Here is a 20,851-nt window from a genome sequence, read left to right on the forward strand (position 1 = left end):
ACTACGTACAGACGGAACTCGGACTCATCTCCGCAGCCGGCCGGCCCGCCGTCCATTCCATCGGTACGCAGCTGACCGAGGTGGACGCGACACCGATGTCCGCCGTCTGAGCGGGCTCGCGTCCGCCATGTGAGACATCTGGGGCAGCGGCAGTGACGGCGCGGCGCCCGGGTCAGCCCGGTGCCTTCAGCGGCGTGGCTGCCAGGGCCTGGGCGACGTCGTAGAGGTTGTCGGCCATGGCGCGTGCCGTGCTGTGTGCCCAGTCGCGGCCGCGCTCCTCCTCCAGGTAGTCCGGACCCGGCCCGGGGCCGAGGTGCCAGTACGTCCAGGCCTGGCCGGGGATCGTGTAGCCGATGTCCGCCAGCGCCCCGGAGATCTCGCTGATGACGTGGTGGGCGCCGTCCTCGTTGCCGGTGACGACGACGCCGGCCACGCGGTTGTAGGCCACGGGACGGTCCTGGTCATCCGTTTCGGACAGCATCGCGTCCATGCGTTCCAGGACGCGCTGTGCCACTGAGGAGGGCCGGCCCAGCCAGGTGGGGGAGGCGACGATCAAGATCTCCGCTTCCAGGAGCTGCTCGTGGACACGGGGCCATTCGTCGCCGTCTCCCGCATCGGTCACGACGCCGGGCGCGATGTCGAGGTCGACGGCCCTGACGAACGCCGTCTCCACGGCATGTTCGGCCAGCCGGCTGGCGACGACCGCGGCCAGTGCCTCGGTGTTGGAGGGCTCGGGCGATTTCTTGAGCGTGCAGTTGACAATGAGCGCTTTCACGTGGGCTCCGATGTCCGGGGAAGCGCCAACCATCACGAGTCGGCAGCTGTCCACAAGTACCCCGTGGCAGCGGCCGTAACGACGTGTCGGCTCGTCGTCGAACATCCCGCTGACCAGGGCGGTAGCAGCCAAAGACGTAGCGCGGCTCCCCAGGCACACGGTCAGAACCCGGGGAACCTGGCCGGGCCGACCCCCTAGGGAAACATGGCCAACCCTGCTTGCACTCCGAGTCCCCCACCCTCGCGCCCCCATGCCCGCGTCCGGACCCTGCCCGTCTACGGCCGGAGCAGGGCCAAAACCGTGGGCGCCGCCCCGGACCGCTCGCGATCGGCGCCACCTTGCCCTCCAAGGCGCTCAGAGGGAAGCTGTTCAGGCGGTCAGGCGGCGGCCACGCCGGTTCGGCGTTTCCGCCACCGGCGCCCCTCTCGTACGACGCATGCGTGGGACCGGACCGTAGAGCGAGGCACGATGACGAGCTCATCCACCGTGTCGGTGCTGTCGACCACCGACCAGGTGATCGTGGGTTGCCTGTCAGGTGAGCTGGACGGAGACTCCTGCGGCCGTCTCGCGCAGGAGCTGAAGCCGCACCTGGACCAGGCCGTCCAACGCGGTCGGCGGCTGGTGCTCGATCTGAGCGGCGTCGAGAGGCTCAGTTCCGCGGCGTGTCGCACCCTCCAACAGGTCACCGGCCATCTCGCCCAGGAGCCGGTACCGGTGGTCGCGGCGACGCCCGCGGTGCGCCGAGCGCTCGACGAGGCGCAACTTGCGGGGATCCGGACGCACGACACCCTCGCCGACGCACTGGCCAGCTTGCCCGCGTCCGATACGACCCCGGACGAGGGCCTGCGGGGCGAGGTGTTCGGTCTGCGGTCCAAGGCACGCACCAGCGGCCTGATCGGCACGGCGCAGGGCATGCTCATGGCACGCTACGACCTGCGTACGCCCGCTGCCGCGTTCGCGCTGCTCCGCGAGGGTTCCCAGCACCTCAACGTGCCGCTGCGCGTGCTGTCCTCCGCGGTGGTCACGGCCCCACCGCCCACGACGGCCGCGGTGTGGTTTCCAGGACGCGGTACGCATCCCGCGCCGCCCATGACCGCGTTCCTGCATGCGTCCGACGGTGACGTCACGGACCGTAGGCAGGTCCTTGCCGCTGTCCTGGCCGAGGCGCTCGCGTTGTCTGACGCGGAGGCCGCCGAAGTACACCTCACCGATCCGGCGCAGGACGATGCGCTCTTCCTCGAGAAGCACCACGGCCTGAGCGCCGCGTACTGGGACCACATAGCCCTGGTCACGGAGCCGCCCGTCGTGTGCGCCCGAGCTCAGCTACGGCGCGAACCCGTCACCGTCCCCGACATCGCCGAGGACCTCGAACTCGGCGCCCACCCCGCCGGACAGGCCCTCCTGAGCGCGGGAAGCCATGCAGTCCACAGCCAACCGATGATCACAGCCGACGGACACTGCAACGGCACCCTGACCCTGCACTGGACCGAGCCGGGTTCCTGGCTGACGAGCGAGCAGCAGAAGGCGCTGAGTGTCTTGGCGGACGAGGTCGCGGCCTGGCGCTCCTGGTATCGGCGGACCGTACTCCTGGACGCGCTGGAATACCTCCATCAGCACCACGAGTCCCTTTCCCAGCAGCACCAGTCCCACTCCCGGCACGGTTAGTGCCCTCTCCCGGCATCACTCGTCCCTCCAGCCGCACCACCAGCCGTACAAACCCGGCGTAAGGGCGGAAATCCGCGAAACTGGGACTGGTGACGTTGAGCCTGGAGGGACGCGGTGGACCTGGACACTGTCGCGGACGAGCTGTACGGACTGCGGCCGGAGGACTTCACCCCCGCTCGTGACGCGCGGGTGGCCGAGGCCCGGGCGGCGGGCGATCGTACGCTGGCCGGGAAGATCGGCAAGCTGCGCAAGCCAAGTCTGTCGGCATGGGCGAGCAACCTGCTGGTCCGTGAGCAGCCCGAGGAGACCGCGTCGGTGCTGCGGCTCGGTGAGGGGCTGCGGCAGGCGCACCGTGATCTGGACGGGGCGCAGTTGCGCGAGCTCAGCCGGCAGCAGCACGTCGTGATCAACGAGCTGTCCAGACAGGCTCGCAGGTTGGCGGACCGGGCCGGGCATCCGATCAGCGACACCGCCCAGCACGAGGTGGAAACCATCCTGCACGCCGTCCTCGCCGACACCGGCGCCGCCGAGGAGTGGGCCACCGGGCGCCTCGTGAAGGCCTTCGACTCGGTCGCGGGGTTCCCGACGGCCGCCGAAGGGGCGCGTCCCCGGCCCGCCCGGACCACACCACGGAAAGAGAAGGCCCCACCCGCGAAACGCGAGGCGGCCACAACCAAAGCCGACCAGGAACACCACCGCCGACTCGAACAGGCCCGGCAGAAGGCCGAGGACGCCGAGCGCGAGCTGAAGGCGCGCCAGGACGAGGCCGCGCAGGCCGACCAGCAGGCGGCCGACGCACAGACCCAGGCGGCCACACTCCAGCAGCGCGTCACCGAGCTGACCGAGGAACTGAGGCGTCTGGAGAAGGAGCAGCAGCAAGCCGAAACTGCCGTACGCAAGGCCCGCGATCGGGCCGGATCCGCCGACCGCGCGGTGCGTGCGGCCCAACGGCGCTTCGAGACCGCCACCGAGCGGCTCACCCGCCTCACGGGCGAGAGCCGCCGTACAGGTACGAGGAGCAGAACCCCCTGACGTGCCCCTGCTTGCGCAGAGCCCGCCCTCGTCGGCCGATCGGGTGCGGGGTGCCTGCGGCAGGAGTGTTTCGCGGTCGTGGGGTACTCGCCGCGTGCTGTCCCGGCTAGGGATACCTGCAGTGCGTGGCGGAAGGAGCGGCTGATGCGGGTGCGGTGCGAGGCCGATGACGGCGGTCACGTCGTGGGTACGCGGTGACGGCGCCCGGGCCGGGCGGCCGGCCACGCAGGGGTGAGCGGCTGGCGGACGCGGTGGACGCGCGGCTGCCCGTGCACGACGGGGGCGGTCAGCTGCTGCGCAAGGCGTTTCCCGACCACTGGTCGTTCCTGCTCGGTGAGTTGGCCCTCTACAGCCTGGTCCTTCTGGTGCTGACCGGGGTGTGGCTGACCCTGTTCTTCCACCCCGAGATGCGAGAGGTCGTCTACGACGGACGCTATGTGCCCCTGCGTGGCGTGCGTATGTCGGAGGCCTTCGACTCGACGCTCCACATCAGCTTCGACATCCGCGGGGGCCTGCTCGTCCGGCAGATGCACCACTGGGCGGCCCTCGTCTTCATCGCCGCGATCGGTCTGCACCTGCTACGAGTCTTCTTCACCGGCGCCTTCCGCCGTCCCCGTGAGGTCAACTGGGTCATCGGCCTCACGCTGTTCGTGCTCGCGCTGGCCGAGGGCTTCGCGGGCTACTCGCTCCCCGACGACCTGCTGTCCGGTACCGGGCTGCGCATCGCGCAGGGCATCATGCTGTCGATCCCGGTCGTGGGCACGTACGTGAGCATGTTCGTCTTCGGGTCGCAGTTCCCCGGCCACGACATCGTCCCCCGGCTGTACGGCATGCACATCCTGCTGCTGCCCGGCGCGCTGATCGGCCTGCTCACCGCGCACCTGATTCTCGTGTTCTACCTGAAGCACACCCACTGGCGGGGTCCGGGCAGGACGAACCGGAAAGCTGTCGGCAAGCCGATGTTCCCGCAGTTCGCGGCCTCCTCCGGCGGCCTGTTCTTCATGGTCCTCGGCGTGCTCGCGCTCCTGTCCGGCATCGCCCAGATCAATCCGGTGTGGGTGTACGGCCCCTACCGCCCGGACCAGGCGTCGACGGGATCCCAGCCCGACTGGTACGTGGGCTTCCTCGAGGGAGCCCTCCGGCTCGTGCCGCCGTGGGAGACGAGCTTCGCCGGGCACACGCTCATGTGGAACGTGCTGCTTCCGGCGGTCGTCCTGCCCGCGCTGCTCTTCCTGGTCCTGTACCTGTACCCGTTCGTGGAGCAGCGGTTGACCGGCGAAGGGCGCCAGGAGCAGCACCTGTGCGACCGGCCCCGGGAGCGTCCCGTGCGCACCGGTCTCGGCGTCGCCGGAATCACCTTCTTCGGGGTGCTGCTGCTGGCCGGCGGCAACGACGTGATGGCGCAGACGTTCCGCATCTCGCTCAACGCGCTGACCTGGGTGCTGCGGATCTCCCTCGTCGTCGCCCCCGTCCTCGCCTTCGTGATCACTCGCCAGCTCTGCCGCGCCCTGCTGGAGGCGGAGCAGAAACAGCTGGTCGAGGGAGAGGAGACCGGCGAGGTACGGCAGAGCGTCCAGGGCGGCTACGAGAGCGGACACCGTCCCGTCGACACCTTCCGGCCCGGCGCGCCGCGGACCCCGATCGAACCCGACGACGAGAGCGTCAGTCCTGACGGCGGGCGTACTGGAACACCATCCCCACGACCCCCCGCGCCAGCACACCGAAACCGATGAGGAAGAGCCACAGGCCGTAGATCACCCCCGTCGCCGTGATCGCGAAGCCGAGAGCCGTGATGATCGGCCAGGGGCTCTTCGGGGGAAAGAACTCCACCGGCCCGCTCGCGTCGGCGACGTCCGCATCGCGCCGGTCCTGCGGACGTTGACCGTGTCGCCGGTAGTGCACGGCACAGAAGAAGGAGACCACGGCCGCCATCAGGAAGGCGACGATCAGGGCCGCCGTCCCGGCGGGATCACCGGACCACCAGCCGTACAGGGCGGCAGAGAACGCGAAGAACGCTGCCACGCCGCCGAAGAGAAGCGCCTCGACCTTCATCGCAGTCCTTCCTCCCTGGCCTGCTGGACGATCGCGGGATGGTGGAGGTCGAACGCGGGCGACTCGGACCGTACGCGGGGCAGCGCCACGAAGTTGTGGCGCGGCGGGGGACAGGACGTCGCCCACTCCAGGGCCCGCCCGTACCCCCAGGGATCGTCCTCGGTCACCCGGCGCCCGTACCGGGCGGTGCGCCAGACGTTGTACAGGAATGGCAGAGTGGACAGGCCCAGCAGGAAAGCGCCCGTGGAGGAGAGGGTGTTGAGGAGCGTGAACCCGTCGGACGGCAGGTAGTCGGCGTAGCGGCGGGGCATGCCCTCCTCGCCGAGCCAGTGCTGCACGAGGAAGGTCAGCTGGAAGGAGGGGAACAGCAGCCAGAAGTGCAGCTTGCCGAGGCGCTCGTCGAGCATCTTCCCGGTGAACTTGGGCCACCAGAAGTAGAACCCGGCGAACATGGCGAAGACCACCGTGCCGAACAGCACGTAGTGCAGATGGGCCACGATGAAGTACGAGTCGGTGAGGTGGAAGTCGAGCGGCGGGGAGGCGATCAGAACCCCGCTGAGGCCTCCGAGCAGGAAGGACATCAGGAAGCCGAGCGACCACAGCATCGGCGTCTCGAAGGACAGCGACCCCTTGATCATGGTGCCGATCCAGGCGAAGAACTTGATGCCGGTGGGCACCGCGATCAGGAACGACATCACCGAGAAGAACGGCAGCAGCACCGCGCCGGTGGCGAACATGTGGTGCGCCCACACCACGGCGGACAGCATGGTGATCGCGACGGTCGCACCGATCAACGGCAGATACCCGAACAGCGGCTTGCGCGAGAACACGGGCAGGATCTCCGAGATGATCCCGAAGAACGGCAGCGCGACGATGTAGACCTCAGGATGGCCGAAGAACCAGAACAGGTGCTGCCACAGAATGGCGCCCCCGTTCGCCGCGTCGAAGACGTGCGCACCGAACTTGCGGTCCGTCTCCAGGGCGAGCAGCGCGGCCGTGAGCACCGGGAAAGCGGGCAGCACCAGGATGGAAGTGAACAGCACGTTCCACGTGAAGATCGGCATCCGGAACATGGTCATCCCGGGGGCACGCAGGCACAGAATGGTCGTGATGAAGTTGACCGCGCCGAGCGTCGTCGACACACCGGTCACCACCAAGCCCATCACCCACAGATCGCCGCCCGCGCCCGGGGAGTGATAGGCGCTGTTCAGCGGCGCGTAGGCGAACCAGCCGAACGCCGCGGCGCCGCCCGGCACGAGAAAGCCCGAGACGACCATCAGGCCGCCGAAGAGATACATCCAGTACGACAGGGCGTTGAGCCGGGGGAACGCCACGTCCGGGGCACCGATCTGCAGCGGCATCAAGGCGTTCGTGAAACCCGCGAACATCGGGGTCGCGAAGAGCAGCATCATGATGGTGCCGTGGATCGTGAAGAGCTGGTTGTAGATGTGCTCGTTCATGAACTGCAGCCCCGGCCGGGCCAGTTCCGCCCGCATCGCCATGGCCAGCAGGCCCGCGAAAAGGAAGAAGCAGAAGGCCGTGACCATGTACAGGCGGCCGATCACCTTGTGATCAGTGGTGGTGGCCCAGTGCAGCAGGGTCCGCCCGAGCGACGGTGCCGGGGTGGTTCGGAGCTGATACTCGTCGACGCGTACTGACGGTTCGGTCATCGTCCTCCTCCACAGGCCCGCCTCCGGTCGGCAGCACGCGAAGCGCCGTGCTGAAGCGCAGGAAGCGTGTCGCGAGTGCCCCGGCCCCCGGGACGGAAACCACCGGTCGCGACCTCCGGAGCGCCACGGCGACGGTACTGCGGATATGGGTGGAAATCGGTCACGCCACACCCTGCGTCCGCCGCCGGACGCGCACGGACGCGCGGTGACGAGCACGGACGCGCCACGCGCGCGGAACCCGTGCGGCCGTAGGAGCATCCGACCGCCGACGGGGTACTCGGAGCACATGACCATGCTCCAGAACGAAATGGCCGCGACGAACGCGGGCGGTGTGATCGCCATCCTCGTCGTCGGACTCGTCCTGGTGGGCTTGCTCATCTGGGCCATCAGGTTCGGTGTGAAGGCACGGCGCCGCGAGCCGGGACCTCCGCGGCATGGTGAGCACCCCACGCTGCCGTCGAGCGGACCTGCTCACGAGACCCAGCAGGTGCGGGAGCCGAACGAGGTGCCCCGGGCGGCCGACGACAGCGAGCGCCTCACTCCGCACGACCTCGGCGCCTCCGGCAGCAGGCGAAGCCAGGACCAACGACGTCCGCGTTGGTCCCGCGGCAAGAGCGGTGGCTTCGGCAGCGGCGGTCCGGGCAACGGGTAGGGCGGTCGAGGCGGCGGACCCCCGGAGCCTGCGCCGGGCCGACCGGGGCACCGGCCACCCGACCGGTGCCCCGACGCCGCAGCTTTCGCGCTCGCGGCCCTGCACGCCGCGACTGCCGAGCCGTACTACCGGGACGTACTACCGGGCCGCACTACCGGGCCGTCAGAAACTCCTTCGTGGCCAGCGGACGGTTCACGATGCGGATGTCCCCGACGTTGCCGTGGAAGACGATGTCGATCTGGCCCGCGTACTCATGGCCGCCCACCAGCCAGGGCAGCCCGAGCGACGTGAGGCCGTGCGACTCCCGGTTCGGGTTGTCGACCACGGGGGCGCTCTCGACGTACAGCCGCGTGCGGTGGCTGTCGTTGACCACCGCGAGGTGCCACCACTTGAGTTCCACGAGGCCGTGGCCCCAGTTGGTCGTCGGGTAGGTGTTGTTCAGCGGATAGTGGTTGAACTGCGGCTCGCGTCCGTTGTTCGAGATGGCGAGCTGGACCAGGGGTTCGCCCGGATCGGTGTTCCTGCCGTGTTTGCCGGCCGCCTCGGCCGAGCCCCGGCGGCTGAGTATCGCCGCCCAGCCGTTCTTTCCGGCGTCCCAGTCCAGCGGCATCATCACGAACGTCTCGATGGTGTACCCGGACCTGAACGTCTCCTCGTTGAGAGGAGCGTGGGCTCCGGTGGTGAGGTAGGTGCCGTGGAGCGGGTTCCTGCCGCCGGCGAACTTCAGGCTCGCGTGGCCGGGTTGGTCGGGGTGATGGTCGGCGGACCAGGTCAGCGCGTCGGCGGCCGTGCCCGGCACGGTGGCCACCGTCAGGTCGTTGCCCCTGCCGGACAGGTCGCGGATCGTCTCGCCCGTGGTGAGCGGCGTGCCGGGCTTGCCCTGTCCGTCGAAACGCCAGTACGCCACCGTGCCCTTGACGAGTTCCCTTGCGGCGGGCCTGGAGGGCCGCACCGGAACCGGAATGAATCCGGAGAACCGCTTCTCGAAATCGATGGCGATGGAGAAGTCGTCAACGGGGCCGGTGATCCGGGCGTGTTCGGCCGCCAGTTCGGTGCGGGACTCCGGATCCTGCGCCAGGATCCAGGGATTGATCGTCTCGACGTCGATCGTGTCGCGGGCCAGGTCGAAGTGGTACAGCCGGATCATGCCGCCACCGCCGAAGTAGCGGTTCTGGTAGTTGGTGATGTGCATGTGTACGTCGTTGCCGGCGGCGTTCTTCTTGTTCGTACGGCCCGAGGGCCAGTAGTGGCCGTTGAGGGTGAGGAAGATCTGGTCGTTCTCGTTGATGAGCCGGTCCCAGATCGTCTTGCCGTAGTCGGAGAGCGCGGCGTTGTTCTCCGGATCGCCTGACTCGTACGGGAAAACGTTGTCATCGTAGTCTGAGTAGACGATGTCGTGCGCCGTGAGGATGACGGGCATCCTGGGGTGCGCCTTGATGACGTCGTTGGCCCACTCGAAGCCCTGGTCGGTCGTGCGCCAGTCCAGAGCCAGCACCAGCCACGAGCGCCCGGCCGCCTGGAAGACGTGGGCGGTGTTGTAGCCGGTCGCGTCCGCCCCCGCGAACGTCTTCGCGCGCTTGAACCGCTGAGGGCCCAGCGTCTGCAGGTAGGGGGTGTCACCACGGCTGTCGTCACCGGACACGTCGTGGTTGCCGGCCACCACGCTGTACGCGGCACCATGCGAGTCCAGCAGGGCGAACGCCTTGTCGACCTGCTGGAACGACGACGCGTCGGCGTCCTGGGTCAGGTCACCGAGGTGCGCCATGAAGACGATGTTGTGGGTGGAGTCCTTGCTGTTGTCGATGATGTAGCGGAACGACTCCTCCTGCGGCGTGCGGTTGACGCTGTCCTGGCTGCCCCAGTACAGGAACTGGGTGTCCGGCATGACCGCGAGCGTGAACTGGAGGGCGTCCGGGTCCGGTCTCCACGGGCCGACCTTGCCGCCCCTGCCGGCGTCCGCGGCGAAAGCGGGTGCGGCGCCGAGCGCGGACGTACCGGCGCCCAGGGCCGCCGTTCCGGCCCCGGCCAGTGCCGCGTTGCGCAGAAAGCCTCGCCGGCTGTGACCGGCCGAACCCTCTGACGGGGCGTCACCATGAGTACACATAAAGGCCTCTTCCGAGTGGGTCGTCGAACAGCGACGACGCTACTCAGCGGCGGCCCCGACCGGGCGGACGACAGATGACAAACGGAGATCAGCTGTTTCCCGGAAAGGGGAGCCGATGTCGGACGATGGCCAGGAACTGACCTCTCGGTGAGCGGAAGATGGCGAGAAGGTGCGGCATGGCCCGGTCACGTGCTGTGTTCGGAGCCGACGTAACAAGCCACGCCGTCGACTGTTCGGACGGGGTGGATTCGTCCAGTGTCGAGGGATACTGTCCGCCGTTTCCGGAGAGGAAGGTCACCGTGCGTAAGATCATCAATTCCACTTACGTCACCCTGGACGGCGTGATCCAGAACCCCCAGGACTGGCCGTCGACGGGCGGTTTCGGGGAGAAGGGGAACGACATCCAGCTGAAGCTGCTGGAGAACAGCGACGCGGTGCTGATGGGACGCCATACATACGACAGTTTCGCCGCCGTGTGGCCCGTCCTGGCCGGTATCCCCATCGGAGACCGGATGAACGCGCTGCCGAAGTACGTCGTGTCGACAACCCTCACCGACCCGGCGTGGAACAACACCACCGTCATCGACCGCGACCCGATCGACACCATCGCCGAACTGAAGCAGAAGCCCGGTGCGCACATCGTGCAGTACGGTTTCGGCCGGCTCGCGCACGAACTCATGGCGAACGGGCTCCTGGACGAACTGCACCTGTGGGTGCATCCGTTCATTCTCGGCACCGGCACGGGCACCAGCGATCTTCTTTTCCGGTCCGGAGCCACCGCCACGTTCGATCTGGTCGACACGGTCCGCGTGGACAGCGGGATCGTCCTGCTCACCTACCGAACTCGGCCTGCTGAAAGGGCAGTTTGACCGTGGACACCGACAGGCTCGTCAAGCGTCTGAGCGTGCCCGAGGGTTGGGACGCCCCGCGGGAGCTGACCTTCGAGGACATCCGGGCCGACGCGCTGACCCGTGACCACCTCGACGACGACGTCCGTGGCATCAACGCAAGCCTCGACATCATCCGCCGTACGCGTGGCGGCTCCTGGCCGGTCGAAGCGGTCACCGCCGACTTCAATTTCGTCGACCTCGTCTGGCACGAATGCGAATTCCGCGAGGGGGAGTCGTTCGCCTATGCCGTGTACGACTCCGGCGACCACTATCTCGGCTGCTGCTACCTGTACCCGATGGGCCGGCGGACCCCTCTCACCGAGGACAAGCTCGAGTACGACGTCGACGTGAGTTGGTGGGTGACCCCTGAGGCCTACGAACGCGGCCACTACGTCACGCTCTACCGGGCACTGCGCCATTGGATCGCCACCAACTTCCCCTTCGTCAAGCCGTACTACTCCAACAGGGAGGTTCCGGCCGACGGCTGAACAGGCCACCCACGTCGAGGCGTACGCCGCGACCCCGACCGGTAACTCGGCGCACGGCATTGCCGGTTGACGTGCCACGGCGGACCTCGGTTTGCTGGCACGATGAACGACCTTCGTGTCCGAGCGGTGGACGATGACGCCTCGATCCGCGACTGGCAGTACGTCCACAACCTGATCATCCCGGGCGACGTGCTGTCACTCGACGACGTTCGTGCCCGCACCGGCCGCAATCGTATGGAGGTGGCCCACCTCGGCGACGTCCTGATCGGCTGCACCACCGTGCGCCCGCCGACCGAGGACAATGGCGCCACCGCGACCGTCATCGCCCGGGTCCTGCCCGAACACCGCCGCCGCGGCCTCGGCACGCGACTCTACGAGCGCGCCCTGGGGCAGGCCCGTGCGCTGGACGCCGAGGTGATCGAGACCGTGGTACTGGCCTCGAACACGGACGGCCTGCGCTTCGCCGAGCGGCACGGCTTCGTCGAACTCGAGCGCTATCTGCTGCGCGAGGGCGACACCGTGCCCTGGATCGACCTCCGTCTGGCCCGGACATGATGGTGCGCCGGCTCGATCTGGGGTACTTCGTCCGGCCCGCGTCGGAGGCCGGTGGCCCGCATCCAAGGGTCGAACCCGTGCTTGCCTATCTGGTGCAGCACGAGCAGGGCCTGATCCTCTTCGACACCGGCATCGGCAACGCGGACCCGGAGACCGAAGCCCACTACCGCCCCCGGCGCCGAGACCTCCGGGATGCCTTGTCGGCGGCGGGAGTTGGCCTCGAGGACATCGCCCTCGTCGCCAACTGCCACCTTCACTTCGACCATTGCGGCGGCAATCCGCTCCTGGGTGGCAAACCCATCCTGGTCCAGAACGCCGAACTGACCACCGCACGCAACGGCGACTACACCTTCGATGAGCTGATTGATTTCCCCACCGCCACCTACGAGGAACTCACCGGCGAGACGGAGGTCTGGCCGGGCGTCTGGATCATTCCGACACCCGGACACACCCAGGGGCATCAGTCGCTCGTCCTACGCCGGACCGACGGCACCGTCGTCCTCGCCGGCCAGGCACACGACTTCGCCTCCCACTTCGCCTCCGACCAACTGGCCCGCCAGGCGGCACTGCACGGCGTGGAGCATCCGCTGCCCCCTTACCCGCACTGGCTGGAGCGACTCGCCGAATTCGACCCGCGCCGCGTCCTCTTCGCCCACGACTGCTCGGTCTGGGAACCGGCGCAGGGCGTTTTCTAGGCACGTCAACAGGACCCCGTCCGTTCCCGTACCGTGTCGAACAGGGCCTCCACCACTTCGGTCAGCGGCCTGGATGCGTCGATGACGGCCGCTCCCCGGCTTTCGTGAATCGCTCGCATCCGGGGGTTCCATTTCAACGCGGCTGCGAGTTCTTCGGGATGCCGGCCGAACGCGTTGTTGGTGCGCGTCGCGAGCCGGTGGCGGAGGGTGTCCTCGTCGATCACCAGGCACACGGTGAGGTCGAAGAGATCGCGGACATCAGCCTCGTTCTCCGCCGACCCGCACAGGAACGCGGTGCGGGTACGGGACTGTCCGGCGAGGGCCTCCACGCGCTCACGGACGATCACCCATCCGTAACGGTCCAGCCAGCCCCCGGGGACTGGGTCCGGCGGATTCGCGACGACCTCACCGCTGACCCGGTCGGCCCAGCGGTTGAAGCCGTCCTCGTCGGTGTCGAGCGCGAAGTACCCACGCGTACGCAGCAGTTCGCAGACCGTGGACTTGCCGGTTCCTGAATTGCCCGTCACCCACACCAACGCCATGCCGTCAGCGTAGACATGCCCCGTGCCCATCCGCTGCCTGCGCCCGTCCGGGACCGCCGCAGGCAGCGGGCGTACGCGCGTCGTACGGTCAGCGGTGGAAGGCGGAGCCCAGTTGCGCGCCGTTCGTGGGAGCGGCCAGCGTGCCCGGTCCGAAGCTCACCGATCCGTCGGCGGTGACTCCGGAGGTGCCGGCGGGAAGGACCCACACCGAGCCGGAGCCGGTGTTCTCACCCGGTGCGGAGACGACGACGTACCCGGGGACGACGGCCGTGGCCCCGCCGAAGCGGTCGTTCTCCTCGGCCGATCCCGGCAACCCGGCCGTGTTCTGTGTGAACGCCTGCGCCCCCGTGCCGGTAAGGCCGGCCTCGCTGCCCTTCAGGACGACGAACATGCCGGCGTCCTTCGTGGTGCCGACGTCCTCCCCGGGTACGCCGGTGACGATGTCGGCGTAGCCGTCCTGGTCGACGTCGGCGACCGAGACGTCACTGCCGAAGCGGTCGCCGCTCTCGTCGGTGCCCGGGACGTCGGGGGAGTCCTGGCCGAGCAGGGTGGCTCTGGGCGCCAGTCCGTCCGGGGTGCCCCGCACCACTCCCACCAGGCCGCCGGCGCCCGACGTGCTGCGCCCGAAGACGACGTCCTGGCGTCCGTCGCCGTCGATGTCGCCGAGACCGAGGCTGTCCACCGATCCGGTGTCGGGGGAGGCGATGCCCGGTCCGGCCACGAGACCGGATGCCGTGCCCCTGAACAGTCGCAGGCGGGGCGCTGACGAAGCCGACACGCCGCTGCTGACGACCAGATCGGTGATGCCGTCGCCGTCCAGGTCGCCTGCCGTCATCGCGTACAGGCGGGCGTCCGCGCCGGCGACAGCGCTGCCGCGGGCGGGCCCGGCGGCGCGGTCGAAGGGGCCGTAAAGCACGCGGTCGTCGGTGACCAGGTCCATGTGTCCGTCGCCGTCGAAGTCCCCGGCGCGGGTGGGTGACGTGCCCTGGACGGTGGTGGTGGCCGTGGCGAGTCCGCCGGCGCTTCCCCACAGGATGGTGTAGCGGCCGACGTTCTGCGCGTCGCCGATGTCCTCGCCGGGGGAGGAGACGACGAGGTCGGTGTAGCCGTCCGAGTCGAGGTCGGCCGCCGTGAGGCTGCTGCCGAAGCGGTCGTCCGGCTCCGCGGTGCCCGGTACTCCGTAGCGGTTCTGGCTGACCAGTTGGCGCTTGACGCCGTTGGGGCCTTCGGCCATTCCGTAGTCGACGGCGATGTACCCGGCGCCGGCCTCGCCGTTGACGGTGCCTCCGGGGGCACCGATGGCGACGTCGGCGTATCCGTCGCCGTCGAAGTCGGCACGAACGGATGCGGTGTTGCCGGACACGTGGGCGTCCGGCGCGCTGCCGTCGGTCCGGGGCGCGGCCAACGCCGGTCCCGTGATGGCGGCGAGGGCCATCGCTGCGATCACGGGCAGCGGGCATCTTCGAAGGTGCAAGGCGAACCCCTCACGGTCGGCGGGTGAACGGCAGGTGTCTGCGCATGGCAACAGACAAGACCTACCGGGGGTGTGCTTGGTTGTAGCGGTCGCCGGGTGCGTCCTTCTCGTCCGCCGAAAAAACCTCGCCGACCTGCACAACCCTTTGCGCCCTCCGTGAGTCTTGCGGGCGCTGTTCATGACAGCGCCATGCCAGGTCCTGTTTCACGCCTCTCTGGAGTAGCTCGTGCGCAAACGCACTCTGCTGATGTCCGCAACCCTGCTCGCCTCCGGCCTCACGCCCCTGGCCCTGGCGAGTGCCGAGGCCGCCGCCGGCACTTCGGGTGACATCAACAAGGACGGTTACCGCGACGTCGTCGTCTCCGCGCCGGACGCCGCGGTGGCGGGTCACGCGAAGGCCGGCGCCGTCGTCGTGTTCTACGGCACGGCGCACGGTGTCGATCCCTCCAGACGCACCGTCCTGACCCAGAACTCCGCCGGAGTACCGGGAACGGCCGAGGCCGGGGACCGCTTCGGCGCGGCCGTCGTCATGTCCGACCTCAACCGGGACGGCTACAGCGACCTCGTGGTGGGCTCACCCGGTGAGGACGTCGCCGGGGACGACGGCGGCGGCTCGGTCACCGTCGTCTACGGCACCTCTTCCGGCCTGACCAAGGCGAAGTCGGTCGAGGACCCGTGGCCGTCGTCCCACGACGCCTACGGACGGACGCTGGCCGTGGGCACGTACAACGGCCTGAACCCCGTCAACGACGGCAAGCTCTCCATCGCCGTCGGCGCCAACGACGCCGAAGTCACGTTCGTTCCGGCCGACTTGTCCCGGCAGACGGGCACTTCGGGAAATGGGTTCGACTTCAACCCCGCGTACGGCATCGTCGCGCTGACCGCGATCGACCTGCCCAACTCCGACGACGACCGGCTGATCGCGCACGGCCGGGGGGTCTCGGACGGCGGCTGGGGCTACGACGGCACCGGCGACGACCCGCACGCCCACCTCGCCGACCCGGCCGGATTCGAAGGCACCGACCTTCCCGCGGGCACCACGTCCGCGGTGGGGGACCTGGACGGCAACGGCTCCCCCGACCTCGTCATCGGCAACCCCGAGGACCCCTCGCAGAGTTCGGACACCGCGCTGGGCGGCCAGGTCACCATCTACTACAACGCCGGGTACTCGGGCACCCCGAGCCGGATCCAGACCATCACGCAGGACACTCCCGGGGTGCCCGGTTCCGGCGAGGCGAAGGACCGCTTCGGTGCCTCGGTCGCGATCGGTGACACCGACAAGGACGGCCGCGCCGACCTCGTGATCGGCACCCCGGGCGAGAACGGCGCAAGCGGCGCAGTCACCGTCGTACGCGGCACCACGGGAGAGCTGGACGTCGCCCACGCCCGCACCTGGACGCAGAACACCGCCGGTGTGCCGGGCGGTTCGGAGACCGGCGACACCTTCGGGTCGGCCGTGCGGATCGTCGACACCAACAAGGACGGTTACGCGGACCTCGTCGTCGGCGCCTCGGGAGAACGGCGGCGCGGGAGCCCTGTGGTCCCTGCGCGGCTCCGCCACGTCCGTCACCGCGACCGGCTCGGTCAGCGTCAGCACCGGCGGAGCGGGCCTCGGCTCGGCGGGCGCCGCCCACCTCGCAAGCGTGGTGACCGGTCCGTGACGCACACCCGCCCCGCCCCCTCCACCCCTGATTCCGGAGCCGTCATGCCGAGCCACCCGCACCTGAGCACTCCCCGTACGTTCTCCTCGCGTTTCCTGGCCGCCGCGATCGCCGTCAGCGCGACCGCCACGCTGACCGCGGTCGCCCTTCCGGCGTCCCCCGCGGTGGCGGCCGCACCCTATCGAGGCGCCAACACCGCAGCCGTACAGGACGACTTCAACGGCGACGGCTACCGTGACGTGGCCGTCGGCGCGCCGGGAGCCGCCAACGGCTCGGTGGACGGCGCGGGCGCGGTCGTCGTGCTGTACGGCTCCGCGAGCGGAGTGTCGGCCTCCCACCGCACGGTCATCACGCAGGCCACCTCCGGCATTCCCGGTACGCCGGAGGAGTTCGACGCGTTCGGCACGGCTGTCACCTCCGCGGACCTCGACCGCGACGGCTACGCCGACCTGCTGATCGGCACACCGTCCGAGTCCGCGGGCACCATGTGGGGTGTCGGCTCGCTTACCGTGGTGTGGGGTGGCTCGTCCGGGCTCAAGGGCGGCGCCTCCATCTCCCCGCCGACCGGACTGGACGAGGGCTGCGGCTTCGCGGCCGGCCTGGCCGTGGGCGACGTCACCGGGGACGGGGCTGCCGACATCGGAGTCACCGGGTACTGCGGCGCCACCACCTACACCGGGCCGTTCACCCGCACCGGCGCCGCAGCGGAAAGACACTTCGTGAACGACCTGGGCACCAACCGCGGTGTCGTCATGGGCGACGTCGACGGCGACGGCCGGGCCGAGCGCTTCTGGCTGCCCGGCCCCACCGACGGAGACATCAGCGGACCCGTCTTCGCCGAAGGGCACGACGGCCGCTTCACCGAACTCCCGCTCGCCGACGGCCTGTCGGGCCAGATCGGCGACATCAACGGCGACGGGTACGGCGACCTGGTCACCGGGGTGCCCTACGACGCCTCCCTGACATCCGGTGACACGCCCGCCCACCGCGGCGGCGAGATCCAGGTGCTCTACGGAAGCGCCGAGGGCATCAGCCCCCAGCAGAAGCCGCAGATCATCCACCAGGACACCGCGGGTGTGCCCGGAACCGGCGAGGACGGCGACGAGTTCGGCATGTCGCTCGGCGTCGGTGACACCAACGGCGACAAGTACGCCGATGTCCTGGTCGGCGCGCCGGGGGAGTCCGTGGGCTCCACCAAGTACGCGGGCGGGGCGACGTTGCTGCGCGGCTCCGCCGCCGGTCTCAGCACCACCGGAGCCGTCGGCTATACGCAGAACACCAGCGGGATTCCCGGAACCGCCGAGAGCGGGGACTCGTTCTCCGCGTCCACGTACCTCGTCGATCTCACGAAGGACGGCAAGGCCGAGACGGTGGTCGGCGCCCCCGGCGAGAACTCCGACGGCCTGCTGTGGACCGCCCGCGGCTCGGCCTCCGGTCCGGTGCCGAGCGGATCCACGTCGATCAGCGGCACCGCTGCCGGTCTCACCCGCAAGTACACCGAGATCGACTTCGGCGCGGCACTGCCCGGTGCCCGCTCGACGATCTGATCCGGGAGCCAGTCCCCAGCATCGAACCCTGCATCCCGGGGCGGCGCGCCAACTGCGCGGCCCCGGGCCGCCGTTGGCTCAGCTGTGCGGCAGGTCACACGGGCGGTCGCATCGCAGTGCGATGAACGCGCGTCCTCTCCTCACGGGGAACAGGCACCGTGGCAGAGGGAACCGATCGTGCGCCGTGGATACAAGTGGGTGGACCGCGAACTGGCCGCCATGGACCCGGAGTCGGACTGGGAGCGAATGATCTCGCTCTATGCCGGCCACCGGATACCGGAGTTCGGCCTCGCGATGATGATCTATCCCGGCACCATGCGCATGATGCAGTCGAGCATGACGGCCGCCACCCTGGCCCACACCTCGAAACTGGAGACCAAGCCGCACCGGCGCTTCCAGGACGGCAACGACTTCCTGACGGCCTGGATGGTGGACGGCCTGTCCAGCGAGGCGGGCCGCAAGGCCGCCGCCCGGCTCAACCGGATCCACCGCGCCGTCGACCACAGGACCCCGCACCTGCCCGGCAACCTCGACGACGTCGACGAGTTCGTCTACCCCCTCGTGCTGCTGGCCACGTCCGGCGACCGCCTGCAGACCTCCCTCGGCCTGCCCGGCACGAGCGAGGCCATGAAGATCGCTTGGCATCGCTGGGCGCAGACACTCTTCCGTCTCCTGGACCGCGGGTCCGGCTCACTGTCCGACGAGGCGTTCCCCGAGGACTGGAACGCCATGACCGAGTTCGCCGCGAAGTTCGACGCCCGGCCGTACGAGCCGACACAGGCCGGTCACCGCGTAGCCACCGCGATGATGGACTTCTTCGCGGAGCGCTGGTTTCCCGCGCCCTTACGGGCGTTCGGCCGGGACATCACCCGCTACCTCGCGGGCGAGCCCGTCTGCCGGCTCCACCGGATCGGCTGGATGAGCCCGCGCCGCGAGCGTGTCGTCCGGATCTTCCTGAAGTCGGCCTTCCGCGCCCAGCGGCTGCTGCCCGACCATCGCACGCCACTTCCCGAACGACTCCGGCGAAACCGGCTAACTCCTGTACAGCTCACGCAAGTTGAGCGGTTCACGACGCGCCGCGAGCGGGAGTTGTGAAGAGTTCGCGCACGCATCAAGAGATTCGGTCACCGTCGGGGAAAACTCGGAGGACCTGCTCGGCGCCCTCGAACAGGCCGGGCGCCGACCCCTGCGATGGGAGACCGATCAACCATGTTCAGTCTGGTACGGAGCAGAGCGCGGACGGCCGCGCTGGCGCTCTCGGCCGTCGCGGCGCTCATCACGGGCGCCACCGCGACGACCGGCGCCGCAGCGGCCACCGCCCCCGCAAAACAGGGGCCGACCTCGGTGGCGTACGTCGAGGTGAACAACAACAGCATGCTGAACGTCGGGAAGTACACCCTCGCCAGTGACGGCGACAACGTCTTCGACGTCGCGGTGATCTTCGCGGCGAACATCAACTACGACACGGCGACGAAGTCGGCGTATCTCTACTTCAACGACAACGTGCAGCGTGTTCTCGACAACGCCGCCACACAGATACGGCCGCTGCAGCAGAAGGGCATCAAGGTCGTCCTGTCCGTGCTCGGCAACCACCAGGGCGCGGGCTTCGCCAACTTCCCGTCCCAGCAGGCGGCTTCGGCGTTCGCCGGGCAACTGTCGGACGCCGTGGCCAAGTACGGACTCGACGGCATCGACTTCGACGACGAGTACGCCGAGTACGGCAACAACGGCACCGGCCAGCCCAACGACAGTTCGTTCGTGCAGCTCGTGACGGCGCTGCGCGCGAACATGCCCGACAAGATCATCAGCCTCTACAACATCGGCCCGTCCGCCTCACGCCTCTCCTACGGCGGCGTCGACATCTCGTCCAAGTTCGACTACGCCTGGAACCCGTACTACGGCACCTGGCAGGTCCCCGGCATCGCCCTGCCCAAGTCGAAGCTGTCGCCGGCCGCCGTCGAGATCGGCGGAACCTCGCAGAGCACGGTCGCCGACCTCGCCCGCCGCACGGTCAGCGAAGGGTACGGCGTCTACCTCACCTACAACCTCGACGGCGCCGACCGCAGCGCCGATGTCTCCGCGTTCACCAAGGAGTTGTACGGCAGTGCCGCCGTCTACACCCCCTAGGGCATGACCATGCAGGCCGCGCCTTCGACAACGATGTCGAAGGCGCGGCCTGCATGTGACGGCCGAGCGGCAGCGTCCAGGCCGACCAAACGCGCACGTCGAACCGGTCCAGCGAACTCCCCCTCAATAATTGTGTGTTGCACCACAACCATCCGGCGGTCACGGTGGTCAGACTTGATGACCGAAACGCGCGGACAGTGTTCTTCGTAGCGTTCTCCATCCCTTCAGGCACTTCGTCCTGAGATGACCCCTGCCCGCGTACGGCTTCTCCACCCGAGAGTTCACACACCAAGAAGTGGGGGATCTTCCATGCGTGCTCGATCCGTCCTGGTCGTGGCGGCGGCTTCCGCCTGCGTCCTGCTGCCGGCGTCGTCCGCCTTCGCCGGCACAGGTCCTGCTCCGGCGCCCGGCAAGCACAGTCTGACCACCCGTTCGACCGCCCCGTCCGAGTCCGGCAACCCCATGAGCGTCAAGGCGCAGGCGGCAGGCGTCTGTTCGGACGCCTACCAGATCGGAGCGACCGCCTACATCAACCGAGGTGGCGTGCACGCCGCCTCGGTCAAGCAGTTCTACTCGCCCAAGTGCAAGGCGAACTACGGCTACGTCTGGGTGTGGCAGAGCTTCCGCGACAAGATCAAGGACTACGACGTCAGCACCGGCGTCTACAGCTACTCCCGTGACGAGGTCGTGGGCCAGGACTGGTGGAACGCCACCAACAGCCAGGAATTCTGGTCGCTGCCCGCCGACACGGTGAAGGAGTGCACCGCGGCGATCGGCACGCTCCGCGCTCCCGGCGACCCCGTACCCGGCCAGGCCACCACGGCCAAGCGCTGCTGATCCCTCTCCGGCCCCTGGGGCCTCGGCCGACGCGCGACGGCCGAGGCCCCAGGGACGAGGCAGCCTCGGCGGGTCGGGCTGAGCC

General features: G+C 69.0%; 18 protein-coding genes. 12 read left to right on the plus strand and 6 right to left on the minus strand.

What is annotated here, in order from left to right; all coding sequences use genetic code 11:
* Nucleotides 1–172 precede the first annotated feature (172 nt).
* Complete coding sequence (locus tag JYK17_RS27330) at nucleotides 173–775, minus strand: flavodoxin family protein (protein WP_181362565.1); 603 nt, start codon at nucleotides 773–775, stop codon at nucleotides 173–175.
* Nucleotides 776–1,243: 468 nt separating this feature from the next.
* On the opposite strand from JYK17_RS27330, the gene JYK17_RS27335 reads away from it, so the two are divergent.
* The 3 genes from JYK17_RS27335 (at nucleotide 1,244) to qcrB (ending at nucleotide 5,205) form a co-directional block, all read left to right on the plus strand.
* On the plus strand, nucleotides 1,244–2,440 hold the full coding sequence (locus tag JYK17_RS27335; RefSeq protein ID WP_222811377.1) for an ANTAR domain-containing protein: 1,197 nt from the start codon (nucleotides 1,244–1,246) through the stop codon (nucleotides 2,438–2,440).
* 114 nt (nucleotides 2,441–2,554) lie between these two features.
* Nucleotides 2,555–3,472 carry a hypothetical protein gene (locus JYK17_RS27340; protein WP_222811378.1) on the plus strand — a complete coding sequence of 306 codons (918 nt, stop codon included), beginning with the start codon at nucleotides 2,555–2,557 and terminating at the stop codon, nucleotides 3,470–3,472.
* 194 nt (nucleotides 3,473–3,666) lie between these two features.
* Nucleotides 3,667–5,205: a cytochrome bc1 complex cytochrome b subunit gene (qcrB, locus tag JYK17_RS27345; RefSeq protein ID WP_222811379.1), complete on the plus strand. Its 1,539-nt coding sequence runs from the start codon at nucleotides 3,667–3,669 to the stop codon at nucleotides 5,203–5,205.
* Here the strand turns inward: qcrB and ctaF are convergent.
* Together ctaF and ctaD are read right to left on the minus strand one after the other, a co-directional pair.
* Nucleotides 5,135–5,524, minus strand: a complete 390-nt coding sequence (ctaF, locus tag JYK17_RS27350) for an aa3-type cytochrome oxidase subunit IV (RefSeq protein WP_108014155.1) — start codon at nucleotides 5,522–5,524, stop codon at nucleotides 5,135–5,137. The genes qcrB and ctaF overlap by 71 nt on opposite strands.
* On the minus strand, nucleotides 5,521–7,194 hold the full coding sequence (ctaD, locus tag JYK17_RS27355) for an aa3-type cytochrome oxidase subunit I (RefSeq protein WP_108014154.1): 1,674 nt from the start codon (nucleotides 7,192–7,194) through the stop codon (nucleotides 5,521–5,523). Before ctaD ends, ctaF begins: the two co-directional genes overlap by 4 nt.
* Nucleotides 7,195–7,486: 292 nt before the next feature.
* On the opposite strand from ctaD, the gene JYK17_RS27360 reads away from it, so the two are divergent.
* A complete protein-coding gene (locus JYK17_RS27360) occupies nucleotides 7,487–7,846 on the plus strand; it encodes a DUF6479 family protein (protein ID WP_222811380.1) in 360 nt (119 codons plus the stop codon).
* A 151-nt stretch (nucleotides 7,847–7,997) separates the two neighbouring features.
* Here JYK17_RS27360 and JYK17_RS27365 read toward each other — a convergent pair whose 3' ends face one another.
* Nucleotides 7,998–9,950, minus strand: coding sequence for a LamG-like jellyroll fold domain-containing protein (locus tag JYK17_RS27365; protein ID WP_222811381.1), 1,953 nt, complete (start codon nucleotides 9,948–9,950; stop codon nucleotides 7,998–8,000).
* A 299-nt stretch (nucleotides 9,951–10,249) separates the two neighbouring features.
* Between JYK17_RS27365 and JYK17_RS27370 the strand changes: the two genes are divergently transcribed.
* From JYK17_RS27370 to JYK17_RS27385, 4 genes are all read left to right on the plus strand, one after another.
* A complete protein-coding gene (locus JYK17_RS27370; protein ID WP_222811382.1) occupies nucleotides 10,250–10,819 on the plus strand; it encodes a dihydrofolate reductase family protein in 570 nt (189 codons plus the stop codon).
* 2 nt (nucleotides 10,820–10,821) lie between these two features.
* Nucleotides 10,822–11,328, plus strand: a complete 507-nt coding sequence (locus JYK17_RS27375; protein WP_222811383.1) for a GNAT family N-acetyltransferase — start codon at nucleotides 10,822–10,824, stop codon at nucleotides 11,326–11,328.
* Between the two features lie 102 nt (nucleotides 11,329–11,430).
* Entirely contained in the window at nucleotides 11,431–11,883 is a 453-nt protein-coding gene (locus JYK17_RS27380; RefSeq protein ID WP_222811384.1) for a GNAT family N-acetyltransferase, read from the plus strand.
* On the plus strand, nucleotides 11,880–12,578 hold the full coding sequence (locus JYK17_RS27385) for an N-acyl homoserine lactonase family protein (RefSeq protein WP_222811385.1): 699 nt from the start codon (nucleotides 11,880–11,882) through the stop codon (nucleotides 12,576–12,578). Before JYK17_RS27380 ends, JYK17_RS27385 begins: the two co-directional genes overlap by 4 nt.
* Before the next feature lie 5 nt (nucleotides 12,579–12,583).
* Here JYK17_RS27385 and JYK17_RS27390 read toward each other — a convergent pair whose 3' ends face one another.
* Both JYK17_RS27390 and JYK17_RS27395 read right to left on the minus strand, forming a co-directional pair.
* Nucleotides 12,584–13,120: a DEAD/DEAH box helicase family protein gene (locus tag JYK17_RS27390; protein WP_146191740.1), complete on the minus strand. Its 537-nt coding sequence runs from the start codon at nucleotides 13,118–13,120 to the stop codon at nucleotides 12,584–12,586.
* Between the two features lie 88 nt (nucleotides 13,121–13,208).
* Nucleotides 13,209–14,567 (minus strand): FG-GAP-like repeat-containing protein, encoded by a 1,359-nt coding sequence (locus JYK17_RS27395; protein ID WP_222811386.1) that lies wholly within the window; start codon nucleotides 14,565–14,567, stop codon nucleotides 13,209–13,211.
* A 253-nt stretch (nucleotides 14,568–14,820) separates the two neighbouring features.
* Between JYK17_RS27395 and JYK17_RS27400 the strand changes: the two genes are divergently transcribed.
* The 4 genes from JYK17_RS27400 to JYK17_RS27415 all read left to right on the plus strand — a co-directional run bounded on the left by JYK17_RS27400 (nucleotide 14,821) and on the right by JYK17_RS27415 (nucleotide 20,766).
* Complete coding sequence (locus tag JYK17_RS27400; RefSeq protein WP_222811387.1) at nucleotides 14,821–17,802, plus strand: FG-GAP-like repeat-containing protein; 2,982 nt, start codon at nucleotides 14,821–14,823, stop codon at nucleotides 17,800–17,802.
* A 177-nt stretch (nucleotides 17,803–17,979) separates the two neighbouring features.
* A complete protein-coding gene (locus tag JYK17_RS27405) occupies nucleotides 17,980–18,897 on the plus strand; it encodes an oxygenase MpaB family protein (protein WP_222811388.1) in 918 nt (305 codons plus the stop codon).
* 114 nt (nucleotides 18,898–19,011) lie between these two features.
* Entirely contained in the window at nucleotides 19,012–19,929 is a 918-nt protein-coding gene (locus JYK17_RS27410) for an endo-beta-N-acetylglucosaminidase H (protein WP_108014144.1), read from the plus strand.
* Between the two features lie 309 nt (nucleotides 19,930–20,238).
* The gene (locus tag JYK17_RS27415; RefSeq protein WP_108014143.1) at nucleotides 20,239–20,766 is read left to right on the plus strand and encodes a hypothetical protein; all 528 of its coding nucleotides are present in this window, start codon (nucleotides 20,239–20,241) and stop codon (nucleotides 20,764–20,766) included.
* The last annotated feature ends 85 nt before the right edge of the window (nucleotides 20,767–20,851 follow it).

This window comes from Streptomyces plumbidurans (assembly GCF_019857225.1).
GTDB classification, from domain to species: Bacteria; Actinomycetota; Actinomycetes; order Streptomycetales; family Streptomycetaceae; genus Streptomyces; species Streptomyces plumbidurans.